The sequence below is a fragment of the Pseudomonas sp. HB05 genome, from assembly GCF_016756915.1.
Lineage (GTDB): Bacteria > Pseudomonadota > Gammaproteobacteria > Pseudomonadales > Pseudomonadaceae > Aquipseudomonas > Aquipseudomonas alvandae.
The window spans coordinates 61,043-77,043 of sequence record NZ_JAESPG010000024.1 but is presented as its reverse complement, the minus strand read 5'-3'; the positions used below and the strand labels follow the sequence as shown (position 1 = coordinate 77,043).

The following is a 16,001-nucleotide window of genomic DNA, read 5'->3' as shown; positions in this document are numbered from 1 at the left end:
GGAAGGAGGCTTGAGGGATTTCGTTTTCAGCACCGAGGCAGGACCGGCAGTGGCACGTTTCATTGGGCTTGCCTCATGAAGGGAAGTCGTGAACCCGATTTTGCCTACCAGGCGGTCTACAGGTACCTGACAAACCTGATCAATGAACTGGGCGCTGATCCTCGGGTGCGCTTGCCGTCGTTGCGCCAATTGGCCGAGCGATTGAGCGTGTCCATATCCACCATCCAGTACGCCTATTCCTTGCTGGAAAAGGAAGGGCGAGTGTATTCGATCGCCAAATCCGGCTATTACGCACTGCCAGCGCCTTCTGCGACCGCCCTGGGCGACGGTGGCGACTTGCTCGAAACCTTTTACGTCAATGCCCGTCGGCCAGGCATGCTGATGCTGGGTGCTGATGAGCCGGCGTCATTGCAGTCGCTGGACAGTCCGCTCCTGTTGCTTGAGCGCGAGTTGTTGCGCCAGTACCCGCGTGCATCCCAGATGCCCTCGCAACCCTGGGGCGAGCAGGAGCTGCGCATGGCGCTGGCGGCTCGCTACACCTCTTCGCCCGCCCGATGCTGGAGCGCCGATGACGTCTATATAGGCGCTGACCTGCGTGGGGTGTTGGAAATCCTGATTGCCGTGCTGACGTTGAAAGGTGCGACTGTCCTGGTTGAGTCGCCCTGTGACTGGACCGTCCTGCGCTTGCTCCAGGCGGCTGACATCCAGGTTGTCGAGCTGACCTTGATGGCGGACGGGGACGTTGATGTCGAACAACTGGAACAGTTGCTGGCGAGCGAAACGGTACGGCTGGTGGTGCTGTCTTCGGTCCTGAGCATGCCCATGGGCACGGTGAAAAGTGAAGCCAACCGTCGAGAGGTGGCGCGTCTGCTGGAGCAGTGCGGTACCTGGGTGCTGGAGAACGACAGTTACACCGATCTGGTATTCGAGCCAGGGAGCCCTCCGTTCCGGGATTTGGTCGATCCGGACAGGCTGATTGTCTACTCCACGTTTGAAAAGACCATTGGTCCCGAGGCGCCCTATGGTTATGTGCTGTCGCGGCAACTGACACTGGTGTTGCAACGGCAATTCCTTTTGCGTGCGTTTCGTCTGTCGCCGATCCGCCAGAAAGCGATCGCACGCTTGTATGGCAACGGTCGGATCGACCAGCACCTGCTGGTGCTGCGGCGCCTGCTGCGGGAAAACGCTGCTTCGACAATACAATTGATGCGTGATCGGCTGGGCGACTGCCTGCAATGGGTCGAGCCCGAAGGTGGCGCAACGGTGTGGGCTCGATCATCGCGACAGGCAGATATGCGTGGGGTATTCCAGCGATTGCTTGGCAGGCGCATTGTCATCGCCCCGGGGGAGTTGTTCAGCATTCAGGGCCTCTACAGCCAGCATTTGCGCCTGACTCACGCATTCCAGGGAGCGGATGATCCGGACGCCGCGTTCTATGCGTTGGCCGAAGCATTGAGGCATGAGCAATCATGATCGCAGGGTTATGGATCGAACCCGTCGCGTCATGGTCGAACTGTCAGTAAACTGCACCCATTCGAGCCACTCCATTCCGAGGTTTTGCATGACAGTCAGTCCATTTGCGGGCAAGCCGGCACCGGCAGAGTTGTTGATCGATATCCCGCGACTGGTGACGGCCTATTACACCGGCCGGCCCGATGCCTCGGTTGCGACCCAGCGCGTGGCTTTCGGTACTTCAGGGCATCGAGGCAGTTCCTTCGAGTTGGGCTTCAACGAGTGGCACGTGCTCGCCATCAGCCAGGCAATCTGCCTGTACCGTGAAGCCCATGGCATCAACGGGCCATTGTTCGTGGGTATCGACACCCATGCACTCTCCACGCCTGCCGGCGCCAGCGCATTGGAAGTGCTGGCCGCCAATGGCGTGACCGTGATGATCGCCGAAGGTGACGAGTACACCCCCACGCCAGCGGTTTCCCATGCCATCCTGTGCTACAACCGCGGCCGCACCACTGGCCTGGCCGACGGCATCGTCATCACGCCGTCCCATAATCCACCGCAGAGCGGCGGCTACAAGTACAACCCCACCAATGGTGGCCCGGCAGATACCCATATCACCAAGTGGATCGAAGCCAAGGCCAACGAGTTGCTGGCCAACCAATTGGCGGGTGTCAAGCGCATCAGCTACGAGCAGGCGCTCAAGGCCGAGACCACCCACCGCCACGATTTCCTCAATACCTACGTCGCCGACCTGGTCAATGTCATTGATTTCGATGCCATCCGCGAAGCCGGCTTGCGCCTGGGCGTAGATCCATTGGGCGGAGCAGGGGTGCGCTATTGGCCTGCGATCGCCGAGCACTATCGCCTGGATCTGGAAGTGGTCAATACACAAGTGGATTCGACGTTCCGCTTCATGACCGTCGACTGGGACGGGCAGATCCGCATGGACCCGTCGTCCAGCCACGCCATGCAAGGGTTGATCGGCCTGAAAGAACGTTTCGACGTGGCCTTTGCCTGCGACCCGGATCACGACCGTCACGGCATCGTGACGCCAAGCGGCGGCCTGTTGGCGCCGAACAATTACCTAGCAGTGTCCATCGATTACTTGTTCCAGAATCGTCCCCAGTGGCGGGCTGACGCCGCAGTCGGCAAGACGGTGGTCAGTAGCGGCCTGATCGATCGGGTTGCCAAGCGCCTTGGCCGACGCCTGTATGAGGTGCCGGTGGGCTTCAAATGGTTCGCTGATGGGCTGTTCGATGGCTCCCTTGGCTTCGGCGGCGAAGAAAGTGCCGGGGCTTCGTTCCTGCGCAAGGACGGCGGGGTGTGGAGTACCGACAAGGACGGCCTGATCCCGGCATTGTTGGCTGCTGAGATGACGGCTCGCACCGGTCGTGATCCAAGCCAGGCCTACCGCGCCCTGACGGATGAATTGGGTGAACCGTTCTCGGTGCGTGTCGATGCCAAGGCGAGTCCTCAACAGAAGGCGCTGCTGAGCAAGCTATCGCCGGATCAGGTCCAGTCCACCGAATTGGCGGGCGAGACAATCCAGAGCATCCTCAGCCATGCGCCAGGCAATGAGCAGGCTATCGGCGGATTGAAAGTCATGACCGAGAATGGCTGGTTTGCGGCGCGTCCGTCCGGTACCGAGGACATTTACAAAATCTACGCCGAAAGCTTCATTAGCGACGATCACCTGAAACAATTGGTGGTTGAAGCCCAGGCATTGGTGGACGGTGCCATTTCCGGGCAGTAACTGAGCGTCGTATCGCGAGCAAAGCCCGCTCCCACGCAGCAATTCATATCCTTGTGGGAGCGGGCTTGCTCGCGAACGCGTCTCCACGAAGCGCCGCGATACCAACCTGCCATACTACTTTCACTTCATCGCCTAAATCCCTGAGATAAAAGCTTTTGGCTGGAAACCGGTAGCAAATCCAGACACCATAGTCGCCATGGTTCTGAACACCGGAGTCCCCAGCGTGTCGCTACACAATCCCGATCTTCCCCCTGATCTCCTGCCCTTGGCCCAGATGTCCTGGTTCAAACGCCTGGCTGCGCGTTTTTTCGGTCATGGCCTGACGCGCCTGCGCGCCCAACACCGCGCATCGTGGCTGCACGGGCAGGCCGACGGATTTCGCAGCGGTCATACCGCCGGTTTTGACTATGGCTACAAGGAAGGCAGGGCCGAGGGGCTCGAAGCGGGGCGTCAGGTCCTGTTGATCCGCGACTCACGTAATACCGAGCACCCGGCCCCACAAGTCGATGACCTGTTGTTCGACGATTGGCGATTGCCGCTGACCACCGAGCTGAAGAAACGCATCAAGGCGGATGTGGCGCGACTGCTACCGGCCCATGCGCAGCCCAGCAGCGGCCAATGGAAGATGATTTTCAGCGACACGCCGGCCACTTCGGTGGTGGCGGGCGCAGGTGCGGGCAAGTCAACGACCCTGGTGCTGCGTATTGTGTTGCTGTCGCAATACCTGGGGTTCGAACTGGATTCAATGACCGTGGTGACGTTCACCCGGGAATCGCGAAAGGACTTTGTCCAGAAACTCATCGAAACGTTTGCCCTGTGGGGGCGCGCGGTCAGCCAGAAGGAAGCCCGGGATCTGGTGCGCACCTTCCACTCGCGTATCTTGCCCATGGTCCGCAGCCTGCCGGGATTCGAGCGGCTCCAGGCCTTCGAGACCTTGAGCCACCGCGCCGGAGCGGATGAGGATGACGCCCAGGGCAACCCGTTCGACTTGCGCATCAACGATGCCCAGCGCCAGCAGCTCAATGCCTGTTATTACAACCTCTATCAGCGTGACGAGCGTTTCCGCGAGTTGATCCAGCCGCTTTCCCGTCATGCCCTGCAGCTCAAGGAGCTGGAGCGCGACCACCCGGATGTGCAGAAGCGTGTGGCCGTGACGGAATTGGCCGCCCAGCGCGATGAAGCACTCTGCGACGCAATCGAAGACCTGTGGTTCCGGGCGGGGGCTTGGCCGATCAAAGGCATTGAACCGAAACGCCAGGTATTTGAAATCAACGGGGCGAGATTTCATTGCCATGGCTACATCAAATCCCTTGATACCTGGGTGATGCTGGGATTCGATCCACGGGAGAACCCGCAGCTCAGCCGTCCCGGTGCCAAGCTGAGTGTGCGTGCGGAATGGGCCGTAAAGCGCACCTTGTTTCAAGCTTTCTGTCGTAAGCCACTGATTTGGATTGATAAGTATGAAGACTCAAAACGCCTGTTGTCCGCCGTGGCTGGGGATGTCAGTGCGGGTCCCGGGTTCGACTACAAGGTCAAGGGCGAGCTGACGTCGGCCCCTTTGCTGGACTGTTTTGTCGCAGCGGCGGGGTTTATCGAAAATCTTGGCCTGGATGTACCTGAAGCCGTGGGCAGGATGTGTTTCTCAAGCAATGACCCGGATCGTTATTTCTTCGAGGCGTTGAGTCGTTTCTGGCGTGCGTTCGAAGATCATCTGCTGGATCAATCGCCTCCGGTCATGACCTATAACCGGATGTTTGCGTTGTTCAGCGAACACTCTCCGGAAAACTTCAAGCTGCTTGATGACGCCCTGTTGAGGCCGTTGTCGCATTTGATGATCGACGAATTCCAGGACGTTTCGCCCCAGATCGTGTCTTGGCTGAGGGCGAGCCTGCGTGAAGTGCGCAGGCGTGGCACTGCCCTGCATACCGGGCGCGGCGCCCAGCGTTCTTCCTTGTTGTGCGTGGGTGATGACTGGCAGTCGATCTATGGCTGGCGCGGCAGCTCGCCGAGTTTTTTCATGGATTTCAACAAGCAGTTCCCGTCACCGGCCCACACTCGGGTGATGCTCACCGACAACTACCGCAGTCACCAGCACATCATTGACGCGGCTGAGCACATCGTACGCGGAGCGGCAGCCGTCCCCGGCAAGAAAGGCAAGGCCAGCGGCACGCCTCGTTCGCCAAGCCCGGTGACGGTGTTGGACAGGGACGATGAAGGCTTGGGGCGGCGGCTCGATGAACACTACCGCAACGGCGATTCTATCTTGATGCTGTATCGAAAAAGTAGCGATAAGTTACTGATAGATAAGCATATTAATTCGATAGTTAATGTGGATTCTAGCTTGCCCTGTCCGCAACGCCGCCTCAGGCAAATGACTTATCACAGCGCCAAGGGGCTTCAGGCTGATGCGGTATTCCTGCTGGGGGATTGCCAGCACCTGACCAGTTCACCCTACAAGAATCAGGTCTACCGGATGGCCGGGTTGGGACAGGACGGTGACGCCGAACCCTATGATGCTGCGCAAAAGGATGAAATCCTGCGCCTGGCGTATGTAGGCATCACCCGGGCGGTTCAGCATGCTATTGGTACGTCGACGGCCAGGATAGCCAGGCCGCCAATGCACCCAAGGCGTCGGACCGGATCGGGGTAGGCAAGCCGTTTTTCAACGATCGTCGCCGTGCTCGCGGCTGACGCGCTGGCGACCGTTCGGTGATCCACAAAAAAGCCCACATGAAAATGTGGGCTTTTTTTGTCAGGAGGCAAATCGTCGCAAGCCAACCGGCGGCACAAAGGCTTCAAGCTCGGCTTCCACCGCTTCGATGATTCGCTCCACGTCGGGGGCATTCATCACTGTCGCGCAGGGGATGCCGGCGATTGCGATCATGGTTTCGCCGCTGGCACGGTCAAACAGCCGGGCGACCATACTGCCTGGCGCGTCCATGCTGGCCTCGAAACCCATGGGATGGAAATGCCAGCGCATCAACTGGCAGGCGTTGGGGAACGTAACCTTGCTGAAAGATCCTTTATTCATCTGTAGCCCGCCTTCTTCATCAAGCGCTTCCGTTTGCTCATGTCAGGAAGGAAGAGCCCTCATGGCTCTACCAGTGAGAACTAAAAATAGCACCTGAAAATGAACGCCACGTGGATTTTTTCAGTCCGTTTGGCGATTGGTTCATTTTATTTGATCTGCATCATGACCTAAGTACAAATGCTCAGAGTGCCATCATGGTCGTCCCACAGTGTCCTGAAAAGCCGCCAATGGCTCTGGCTCGCGGTATTTGAAGGCGATGAAGCCTGCCAGCACCACCAGGGAAAGGGCGACGGTGAAGGTGACGTGCAGCCCGTCGGCAACGGCCTCGGGAGAGGCGGAGGGAGTACCGTTGGTCGGCAACATGGCCGCGAAGACCGCGCCGAGCACCGCTGCGCCACTGAAGAAGCCGAGGTTGCGCGATAAATTGAGCAGTCCGGCAATCACGCCGCGTTGGTTAGCGGGGATCTCGGCCATGACCGCCGCATTGTTGGCTGTCTGGAACATCGCGTAGCCCAAGGTCGTTACCATGATCGCCGTGACGTAACCGGCGATGCCAAGCGTCGGCGGAACCAGCGACAGCAGCAGGCAACCGCTCGCCATGGTCGCCAGCCCCAGGAGCCGCATGGGACGCACCCCGAACCGATCGGCGAGGCGCCCGGCAGGCATGCCGGCGAGGGCGGCGACGCATGGCCCGACGGCCAATACCAGGCCGACAATGGCCGACGGGAGCCCCAGCGCGATCGACAAGTAGAATGGCCCCACCAGCAAGGTCGCCATCATGACCGTTGCCACCAGCGCGCTCGTCGCCAGGCCCGATACCAGCAAGCGATCGCTGAACATCGTCAGCGGGATCAGCGGCGATGGGCGCCGATGCTGCGTCCGGACGAACAATCCACCGCTCAGAATGGCCGCCGCCAGCAAGCTGATATTCAGCCCACCAAAATGCCCGCCACCCAAGGTCATGGCCAAGGCGTAGGCGCCAAGGGCCGTCGCGAGCAAAAGCGTGCCCGTGATGTCGAAACGTACCTTCTCGGCGTTGGCGGCTTGCCCGGCGGGCAGGGACCGCCAGGCCAGCAGCAAGGTCAGCAGTCCGAGCGGTACGTTGACCAGGAACAACGCCTGCCAGCCAAACCCGGTCATCAATACGCCGCCCAGGGAAGGGCCCAGTGCGGTACCTACCGCGGACAGCGTGGCGAGCAGCCCCATGGCGCTGCCCGCCCTGGTTTTATCGACCGTTTCGCCGACCAGGGCCAGCGTCAGCGTCATCATGATGGCGGCCCCCAGCCCTTGCAGTGCCCGGGCGGCGATCAACAGCCCCAGCGACGGCGCGAGGCCGCACAAGGCTGACGCGAGCGTAAACAGTGCGATGCCCGCCAGTAACAGCTTGCGTCGGCCAATCAAGTCGCCCAGGCGTCCGAGGCTGACGATCAGCGTGGTGATCGCCAGGAGATAGGCCAGCACCACCCACTGAACGTGCTGGAATGAGGCATCAAACGCTTGGGCCAACACAGGCAATCCCACGGCGGTGACGCTGGCCCCCAGCGACGCCAATAACGTTGACAGCGCCAGGCTGGCCAAGGCCTGGCGCGCGGGAGCAAGCGGTTGCGGGCCGCTCGTGGGTGACAGGCTTGGTTTCATATTGGCTGGTTTCATCATGTTTCCTCGCAATCCGGTTCGCCTATAAAGCGCTGCGAGAACGGTACGCGGTGGCATAACATGGCGGAAGACGCACGAGTTGCATGTTATAGCTGCATGAAACGCTATCCATTCTATCCAAGGGCCCGATGATGTCCGCTACCGATCTCAACCTGCTTGTCACGCTGGACGCGCTCTTGTCTGAAGGCAGTGTGGCCGGTGCCGCCCGGCGGCTGCAGCTCAGCCCTTCGGCCATGAGCCGGGCCTTGGCGCGGTTGCGCCAGGCCATTGGTGATCCATTGCTGGTGCGGGCGGGGCGCGGTTTGGTTCCGACCCCGCGAGCGATCGAGTTGCGCGAGCAAGTCAGCCAATTGGTGCAGGGCGCTCAGGCCGCGCTACGTCCGGTGCAGGCCACGGACCTGCGGAGGGTGAATCGAACCTTCACGTTGCGCACCCGGCAAGGCTTCGTGGAAAACTTCGCGATCGAGCTGATCGAGCGGATTGCCCGGCAGGCCCCGGGAATAAGGCTGCGGTTTGTCGAAAAGACCGACAGGGACAGCACGGCGCTGCGCGAGGGCAACGTGGATCTGGAGACCGCCGTTGTAGACGAAGACACCAGTCCGGAGCTGCTGACGCAAGGGTTGTTCGGTGACCGTATCGTTGGCGTCGTGCGAGCAGGACATCCGCTGAGCAGGATCGATGTAAGTGACGCTGATTATGCGGCGGGCGAGCACATTGGCATTTCCCTGCGTGGCTTGGAGCACGGCTCCATCGACCAGGCCCTTGGCGCCTTGGGTTTGTCCCGAAACCTCATCACCACCGTGCCGGGCTTTTCCACCGCGCTGGGGCTGGCGCGGTCCAGTGACATGATCGCCAGCGTGCCGGAACGCTACAGCACCCGTTTGCGCCTTGGCATGCACACGTTCGCATTGCCGTTCGTGCTCCCCGGGTTTACGGTAGCCATGCTCTGGCATCCGCGCATGGACGCCGACCCTGTACACCGCTGGATAAGGAGCTGCCTGCGAGAAGTGTGCGCGGGCACGATCGAACCGTTGTGAAAGGAGATGTGCAGGTGACTAAAAAAAACACGATCGCAGCACTGATAGGCTTGCTGGCTTGCGCCAGCGCGATGGCGGAACTACCGGATCAGTCCATTCTCAGCCGCTACGGCATTGCCTCGGATCAATTGCCGGCCGGACAGGTTGATAAATCCGTTGAGACGCCTTCCGGAAAGTCATATTTCAAGGTGCCCCCAGTAGGATCATGGGGCGCAGTGATCCCGAGCGATGCAATGAAGCCGCCCATGACCGGAAATATAAGCATCGACCAATCAGCCCAGCAGGACCATGAGCGCTGCCGTCGCACGCAGAACCAGGCACTGCGTCGAAACGGCGGCTGGGGAGGATGGGCAGGATGCCCGAGCATGAGTATCGAGCCGGAGATCAGTACCGGTTTTACCCGGTGAACCCCAGGCCAGCCCTCTCGTCGAGAGGGTGCGGATTCCATCAGTCTCCCTTGCGTATGGTGGCCACTTCGTCGGCGCGGACCCGGACTTTCTTGCCCGAAATGTCTTCGAACTCGTAGAAGCCATCGGCGGTGCGGGTATTGGGCGTGTCCTCGGTCAAATACTGGGTACCGTTCTGCAGCGTCACCACGGTGGGTGTCGCACAGCCGGCCAAAGCCAGGAACGCCATGGCAGCCAGGGGCAGGCCCAGAAACCTGATGTTCATAATCCGTAACCTCTTGATCAGAAGGATGCGGCCCGTCTGATTCGACCGGGCCATCACTGAGTTAACCGCCATTTGTCCCGCTTGCCGTAGGAAAGTTCATCGCCGCTTGAGGGATTTCACCTTTAATAGTAGGAGACCGCTCATCTTTTGCAGTTGCCTGTGCCCTCGGTAGCTGATATCTGTACGCATAACCAGTATCCAGCTTTTGTGGCCCCGCTCCCGTGACAGCCAACCCCCTCGACGATCCCTTCTATTACCTGAACAACTTCCAACGCGTACTCGCCTGGCTGAGCCAGCGTTACGGTGATGTGCTCAGCGTTGAAGAACAGCAATTCATCGACGCTTTCGCGGCCCTGCCGCGTTCGTCCCAAGGCCTGTTGGTGCGGCTGGTGATGCGTAAGGGCCTGCATTTTCGCCACAGTAAGCTTCACTACGCGGAAATCGGCGAGATCAGCGCCGCCGTAGCGCCGTTGTTGGCGCTGGGTTGGGTCGAGGAGCACGCCAATCTGAGCCTGGTCGAGCTGTTCGATGTGCTGCTCAAGCCGGAAATCCTCCTGTGCCTGGGGCACTTGATCGAGCAGCCCAAGGCAAGAAAGACCGAGTGGTTGCTGGCCCTGGCCGATTGCTTCAGCGAACCCCAGCCATTTCGCGACTGGTGCCCACAGCTTGAAGAGCGGCTGTTCAGTATCACGGTCATGGACCTGTGCGATCGTCTGCGACTGATGTTTTTTGGCAACCTCTACCAGGATTGGTCGGAGTTCGTGCTGGCGGACCTGGGCATCTTTACCTATGAAACCGTCGAGTTCAGCGCTGAATCCCGGGGGTTGCGCAGCCGCGAGGACATCGATGCCTGCCTGTTCCTGCATGAATGCCAGCAACGCTTCGAAGCCGGCGAACCGCTCGAAACGATCGCCGATCACGTCAGCGCGTTGGTCTTGGACAATCCTTGGCTGGAGCGACGCCGAGGCAAATTGCTGTTCCAGATGGGCCAGCATGGCGAGCGCATCGGCGATTTTGCCTTGGCGTTGTGTATTTATCGCGACTGCACTTATCCCGGCGCGCGGCTGCGGATGATTCGTGTGCTGGAGCGCATTGGCGAATACACGCTGGCCCTCGAATTGGCCGAGACGGCGGTGCAATCGCCGCAAAGCGCGGCGGAGTGCCAGGCCTTGCTGCGGATCGTGCCCCGGCTGCGGCGCAAGCTGGGTGGACCGCCGGTACCGCGAGCCGTCGCCCGGGAAGTGGAACGGTTGGATTTGCATTTGCCTCGCGTCGATCCCATGTTGTCGGTGGAATATTGCGTCCAGGCCCACCTGCATGAAGAAGCCGCTCCGGTGCATTACGTCGAGAACAGCCTGGTCAACTCGCTGTTCGGCCTGCTGTGCTGGCCGGCGATTTTCGCGCCGCTGCCGGGGGCTTTTTTCCATCCGTTCCAGCGGGGGCCGGTGGACCTGCTCAACGAAGATTTCCATGAGCGCCGCGCCGAGCTGTTCGCGGTGTGCTTCGCCGAGTTGGATGACGGTCGCTACCGGGACACCATCCGCCGTCGTTACGTGCAAAAGTGGGGCGTACAGTCACCGTTCGTATTCTGGGGCTCGCTGTCCGAGGCGCTGCTGGATCAGGCCCTCGACTGCCTCCCGGCGGAACACCTCAAGCACTGGTTCAACCGCCTGTTGCTGGACATCAAGGCCAACCGCGCCGGCATGCCCGACCTGATCCAGTTCTGGCCGCAGCACAAGACCTATCGCATGATCGAAGTCAAAGGCCCCGGCGATCGCTTGCAGGACAACCAACTGCGCTGGCTGGAGTTTTGCCATGAGCACCGGATGCCCGTCGCCGTCTGTTACGTGCAATGGGCGGAGCAGGGTGCATGACCGAGGTGCCGAGCTACAGCATTGCCGTGCGGGCGTTGTGTGAGTTCACCGCCAAGGTCGGCGACCTGGATTTGCGCTTCACGCCGTCTCCCACCGCGCTGGAGGGGATTGTCGGCCACCGCACCGTGGCCTCGCGGCGCAGCGAGGGCTATCAGGCCGAGGTGAGCCTCGAAGGCATCTACCACACCTTGCGGGTCAAGGGCCGGGCAGACGGCTACGATCCTGGGCGTAATTGCCTCGAAGAGGTCAAGACCTACCGGGGCGACCTGGGCAAGCAACCCGACAACCATCGCCAGTTGCATTGGGCCCAGGCGAAGATCTACGGCTGGCTGATGTGCCAGAAATTGCAGTTGTCACAGATTGACGTCGCGTTGGTGTATTTCGACATCGTCAGTGAAAAGGAAACCTGCCTGACCCACAGCTTCGAAGCATTGCAGCTCCAGGTATTCTTCGAGCAGCAGTGCGCCCTGTTCCTGGCCTGGGCCGAACAGGAATTGCACCATCGCCAGGCGCGCAACCGAGGCGCCCAGGCCCTGGCCTTTCCCCATGCCGGCTTCAGGCCCGGGCAACGGCACTTGGCCGAGTCGGTGTTCAAGGCCGTCAGTACCGGTCGTTGCCTGATGGCCCAGGCGCCGACCGGGATCGGCAAGACCGTTGGCACGCTGTTCCCGATGCTCAAGGCTTTGGCGCCCCAGCGACTGGACAAGGTGTTCTTTCTCACGGCGAAAACCCCAGGACGCAAATTGGCCCTGGACGCGGCCCGGCTGATTACGGACAGCGCCCCGGCCATGCCGTTGCGGGTATTGGAAATGATCGCCCGGGACAAGGCCTGCGAGCATCCGGACAAAGCCTGCCATGGCGAATCGTGCCCGTTGGCCCGTGGTTTTTATGATCGCCTGCCACAGGCCCGTGCGGCGGCGAGCCAGGTAACGCTGCTGGATCAGGCCGCCTTGCGCGACATTGCGCTGGATCACGACATCTGCCCGTACTACCTGAGCCAGGAAATGGCCCGTTGGGCCGACGTGGTGGTGGCTGACTACAACTATTACTTCGACTTCAGTGCCTTGCTCTTCGGGCTCGCCCAGGCCAATGGCTGGACCGTCGCCACCTTGGTGGACGAAGCCCACAACCTGGTGGAGCGCGGACGGCAGATGTACAGCGCGACCCTCGACCAGGCCGCGTTGACGGCGCTGTTGAAGACGGCTCCCGAGCCGCTGAAGAAAGCCCTGCAAAAGGTCAATCGCCAGTGGAACGCCCTTCATGCGCCACAGGTTGCCGCTTACCAGGCCTATGAAAAACCGCCGGACAAATTGCTCCAGGCATTGGGAGCCTGCACGATCGCTATCGGTGATTACCTCAACGACCATCCGCAGGGCTTGGATAGCGGCCTGCAAGCCTTCTATTTCGACGCCTTGCAGTTCGGCCGGGTCGCCGAGTCGTTCGATGAGCACTTCCTGTTCGACATCCACAAGCGCGAATCCGCGCGCCAACGCAGCTTCTCCGCGCTGTGCCTGCGCAACGTGGTGCCGGCTGGTTTCCTGCGGCCCCGGTTCACCGCGTCGCGCAGCAGTGTGCTGTTTTCCGCGACCCTGAGCCCCCGACGCTACTACGCCGACATGTTGGGTACGCCAGCGGACACGGTGTGGATCGATGTCGAATCGCCGTTCCAGGCCGAACAGCTGGATGTCCAGGTGATCAGCCGGATTTCCACCCGGTTTGCCCATCGCCAGGCCTCCCTCGAACCGATCGTCACGTTGATGGCCCGCCAGTTTGACGAGCGTCCCGGTAATTACCTGGCGTTCTTCAGCAGCTTCGATTACCTGCAGCAGGTGGCGGGATTGTTTGCCGAGCGATTCCCGCACATTGCCACCTGGAGCCAATCGCGTGGCATGGGGGAAGCGCCCCGGCAAGCGTTTGTCGACCGGTTCAGCGAGCATAGCCAGGGCATCGGCTTCGCCGTGCTGGGCGGCGCGTTCGGCGAAGGGATCGACCTGCCGGGCTCGCGCCTCATCGGCGCATTCATCGCGACCCTGGGGCTGGCGCAGTTCAACCCGGTCAACGAACAGATCAAGCAGCGCATGGCGGCCATTTTTGGCGATGGCTACGATTACACCTACTTGTATCCCGGCCTGCAGAAAGTCGTGCAGGCGGCTGGCCGCGTCATTCGCACCCAGCAGGATCGCGGGGTGGTGATGCTGATCGATGACCGGTTCGCAGAGACCAAGGTGCAGCGTTTGCTGCCGCTGTGGTGGTCAGTCAGGCCAGAACAACGCCCCCCAACCTGCGAGCTTGCTCGCGAAAGCGGTGGGTCAGCTGCAGTGATGTTGGATGTGCGGACGCCTTCGCGAGCAAGCTCGCTCCCACAGGTTTTGCGGTACACATGAATTTTGTGCCTGCTGAAGATCCATTGTGGGAGCGAGCTTGCTCGCGAAAGCAGAGGGTCAGTTTGCAGTGATGTTGAATGTGCTGACGCCTTCGCGAGCAGGCTCGCTCCCACAAGGATGCTATAGCCACACATAAATCAGGTTTTTCCTGACGCGACACTTGTTCCATACTCCACGCAAATTCCCTCGGATGCCTCGGCCGACATGCTTGAGAACGACCCCAAGACCCCACGCATCAACGAAGAACAGCGCTTTCGCCTGTTGATCGACGCGGTGGTCGACTATGCCATCTACATGACCGATCCGTCGGGGATCATCACCAGTTGGAACTCCGGCGCCCGGCGCTTCAAGGGCTACGAAGAGTCGGAAATCCTGGGGCAGCATTTTTCGCGCTTCTACACCGAGCAGGACCGTGCCGACGGCCTTCCGCAGCGGGCACTGGACACGGCAGTGCGCGAAGGGCGCTTCGAAGGCGAAGGCTGGCGCGTGCGCAAGGACGGCACATTGTTCTGGTCCCACGTGGTGATCGATCCGATCATCGACAGCCAGAGCGGCACATTGCTCGGCTTCGCCAAGATCACCCGCGACCTGACCGATCGCAAGATGGCCGAGGAAACCCTCAAGCAAAGCGAACAACAGTTTCGTCTGCTGGTGCAGAGCGTCACCGACTATGCCATCTACATGCTTGACCCTGACGGCCGCGTGACCAACTGGAACCAAGGCGCGCAGCGCATCAAGGGATATCTGCCGGCCCAGGCCATCGGCCAGCATTTCTCGATGTTCTATACCCCCGAGGACCGCGAAGCGGGTGAGCCGCAGCGCGCCCTGAGTGTCGCCGCCACCGTGGGGCGTTTCGAAAAGAGGGGCTGGCGGGTGCGTAAGGATGGCACGCGGTTCATGGCCCATGTGGTCATCGATGCGATCCGCAGCGACACCGGCACCTTGCTCGGATTTGCCAAGATCACCCGCGATATCACCGACGCCACGAAGGCCCAAGAGGCACTGGAGCAAGCCCGCGAGGCCCTGTTCCAATCGCAGAAACTACAGGCCATCGGACAACTCACCGGGGGCATTGCCCATGACTTCAATAACCTGTTGACGGTGATCCTCGGCAACCTGGAAATCGTCCGCAAGCGCATGCCCAACGAGCCGAAGCTCGCCCAGTTGCTGGATAACGCCACCCAGGGCGCGCTGCGGGGTGTTTCGCTGACCCAGCGCATGCTGGCCTTTGCCCGCCGGCAGAAACTGACCTCCGAGCCGGTGGAATTGGTCGCGCTGGTGCAGGGCATCAGTGGCTTGCTGCAAAGCTCACTGGGGCCGTCGATCCATATCCAGACCCAATTTGCCGAGGCCTTGTCGCCGGTGCTGGCCGACGTCAACCAGTTGGAACTGGCGATCCTCAACCTGGCGACAAACGCCCGGGACGCCATGCCGCAAGGCGGTCGAATACTGATCCAGGCGCAGGAACGGTTGGGAGAGGAGGTCGGAGCACCGGACAGGCCGCTGGCGCCTGGACGCTATGTCTGCCTGGCGATCACCGACGAAGGCGAGGGGATGGATGAGGCGACACTGGCCTTGGCCGTCGATCCGTTTTTCACCACCAAGGGCGTCGGCAAGGGCACCGGCCTGGGGCTGTCCATGGTCCATGGCCTGGCCGAGCAGTTGGGCGGTCGGCTGCTGCTCAAGAGCGAAAAAGGCGTCGGTACCACCGCTGAGCTGTGGCTGCCGGTGGCTGGCGACGCGGTAGCGGACAAGCCTCCGACCATCGAAACCGCGGCCCCGCCGGTCAATGGGCTGAGGGTGTTGATCGTGGATGATGACAGCCTGGTCCTGACCAGTACTCGGTTGCTCATTGAAGACCTCGGCCACCAAGTTCTCTGCGCGTCATCGGGCGCCCAGGCGTTGGAGCTGTACGAGCGCAACCAGGATTTCGACCTGGTGATTACGGACATGGCCATGCCACAGATGGACGGGGCGCAACTGGCGAAGCTGCTGCGCGACCGTCAGCCGACCCTGCCGATCATCCTGGCTACCGGGTACGAACGACTGGAGGGCTTCGCCACGCAACTGCCACGGTTGATCAAGCCGTTCAAGCAAATTGATCTGGTGCAGGTCATCGGGCAGACGATGAAATAAGTG

At 61.0% G+C, this 16,001-nt stretch carries 10 protein-coding genes and 1 pseudogene; 8 read left to right on the top strand and 3 right to left on the bottom strand.

The features are described 5' to 3' along the window. Positions 1-75: 75 nt before the first annotated feature. From JMN22_RS20605 to JMN22_RS20595, 3 genes and pseudogenes are all read left to right on the top strand, one after another. Positions 76-1,473: an aminotransferase-like domain-containing protein gene (locus tag JMN22_RS20605; RefSeq protein WP_030138716.1), complete on the top strand. Its 1,398-nt coding sequence runs from the start codon at positions 76-78 to the stop codon at positions 1,471-1,473. 88 nt (positions 1,474-1,561) lie between these two features. Beyond that, positions 1,562-3,208 (top strand): phosphoglucomutase (alpha-D-glucose-1,6-bisphosphate-dependent), encoded by a 1,647-nt coding sequence (pgm, locus tag JMN22_RS20600; RefSeq protein WP_030138717.1) that lies wholly within the window; start codon positions 1,562-1,564, stop codon positions 3,206-3,208. Positions 3,209-3,431: 223 nt separating this feature from the next. After that, positions 3,432-5,899, top strand: a pseudogene (locus JMN22_RS20595) (UvrD-helicase domain-containing protein). 61 nt (positions 5,900-5,960) lie between these two features. On the opposite strand, the gene JMN22_RS20590 reads toward JMN22_RS20595, so the two are convergent. Both JMN22_RS20590 and JMN22_RS20585 read right to left on the bottom strand, forming a co-directional pair. After that, positions 5,961-6,239 carry a DUF1652 domain-containing protein gene (locus JMN22_RS20590; RefSeq protein ID WP_003201764.1) on the bottom strand — a complete coding sequence of 93 codons (279 nt, stop codon included), beginning with the start codon at positions 6,237-6,239 and terminating at the stop codon, positions 5,961-5,963. Positions 6,240-6,431: 192 nt separating this feature from the next. Continuing rightward, a complete protein-coding gene (locus JMN22_RS20585; protein ID WP_198797302.1) occupies positions 6,432-7,892 on the bottom strand; it encodes an MFS transporter in 1,461 nt (486 codons plus the stop codon). Positions 7,893-8,026: 134 nt separating this feature from the next. On the opposite strand from JMN22_RS20585, the gene JMN22_RS20580 reads away from it, so the two are divergent. Together JMN22_RS20580 and JMN22_RS20575 are read left to right on the top strand one after the other, a co-directional pair. Further along, positions 8,027-8,932, top strand: coding sequence for a LysR family transcriptional regulator (locus JMN22_RS20580; RefSeq protein ID WP_198797303.1), 906 nt, complete (start codon positions 8,027-8,029; stop codon positions 8,930-8,932). Positions 8,933-8,946: 14 nt separating this feature from the next. Further along, positions 8,947-9,339, top strand: a complete 393-nt coding sequence (locus tag JMN22_RS20575) for a hypothetical protein (protein ID WP_198797304.1) — start codon at positions 8,947-8,949, stop codon at positions 9,337-9,339. Positions 9,340-9,379: 40 nt separating this feature from the next. Here the strand turns inward: JMN22_RS20575 and JMN22_RS20570 are convergent, their stop codons facing one another. After that, positions 9,380-9,604, bottom strand: coding sequence for a YgdI/YgdR family lipoprotein (locus JMN22_RS20570; protein ID WP_030138722.1), 225 nt, complete (start codon positions 9,602-9,604; stop codon positions 9,380-9,382). A gap of 221 nt (positions 9,605-9,825) precedes the next feature. Between JMN22_RS20570 and JMN22_RS20565 the strand changes: the two genes are divergently transcribed. The 3 genes from JMN22_RS20565 (at position 9,826) to JMN22_RS20555 (ending at position 15,998) form a co-directional block, all read left to right on the top strand. Beyond that, complete coding sequence (locus JMN22_RS20565; RefSeq protein ID WP_198797305.1) at positions 9,826-11,478, top strand: VRR-NUC domain-containing protein; 1,653 nt, start codon at positions 9,826-9,828, stop codon at positions 11,476-11,478. Next, positions 11,475-13,862 (top strand): ATP-dependent DNA helicase, encoded by a 2,388-nt coding sequence (locus tag JMN22_RS20560; protein WP_198797306.1) that lies wholly within the window; start codon positions 11,475-11,477, stop codon positions 13,860-13,862. The genes JMN22_RS20565 and JMN22_RS20560 overlap by 4 nt, the downstream gene beginning before the upstream one ends. 204 nt (positions 13,863-14,066) lie before the next feature. Continuing rightward, the gene (locus JMN22_RS20555; protein ID WP_198797307.1) at positions 14,067-15,998 is read left to right on the top strand and encodes a hybrid sensor histidine kinase/response regulator; all 1,932 of its coding nucleotides are present in this window, start codon (positions 14,067-14,069) and stop codon (positions 15,996-15,998) included. Positions 15,999-16,001 lie beyond the last annotated feature (3 nt).

Bases quoted from the DNA above. Each gene is read 5' to 3' on its own strand.
- pgm (WP_030138717.1), top strand. From the start codon at position 1,562: ATGACAGTCAGTCCATTTGCGGGCAAGCCGGCACCGGCAGAGTTGTTG.
- JMN22_RS20585 (WP_198797302.1), bottom strand. From the start codon at position 7,892: ATGAAACCAGCCAATATGAAACCAAGCCTGTCACCCACGAGCGGCCCG.
- JMN22_RS20590 (WP_003201764.1), bottom strand. From the start codon at position 6,239: ATGAATAAAGGATCTTTCAGCAAGGTTACGTTCCCCAACGCCTGCCAG.
- JMN22_RS20555 (WP_198797307.1), top strand. From the start codon at position 14,067: ATGCTTGAGAACGACCCCAAGACCCCACGCATCAACGAAGAACAGCGC.
- JMN22_RS20580 (WP_198797303.1), top strand. From the start codon at position 8,027: ATGTCCGCTACCGATCTCAACCTGCTTGTCACGCTGGACGCGCTCTTG.
- JMN22_RS20570 (WP_030138722.1), bottom strand. From the start codon at position 9,604: ATGAACATCAGGTTTCTGGGCCTGCCCCTGGCTGCCATGGCGTTCCTG.
- JMN22_RS20560 (WP_198797306.1), top strand. From the start codon at position 11,475: ATGACCGAGGTGCCGAGCTACAGCATTGCCGTGCGGGCGTTGTGTGAG.
- JMN22_RS20605 (WP_030138716.1), top strand. From the start codon at position 76: ATGAAGGGAAGTCGTGAACCCGATTTTGCCTACCAGGCGGTCTACAGG.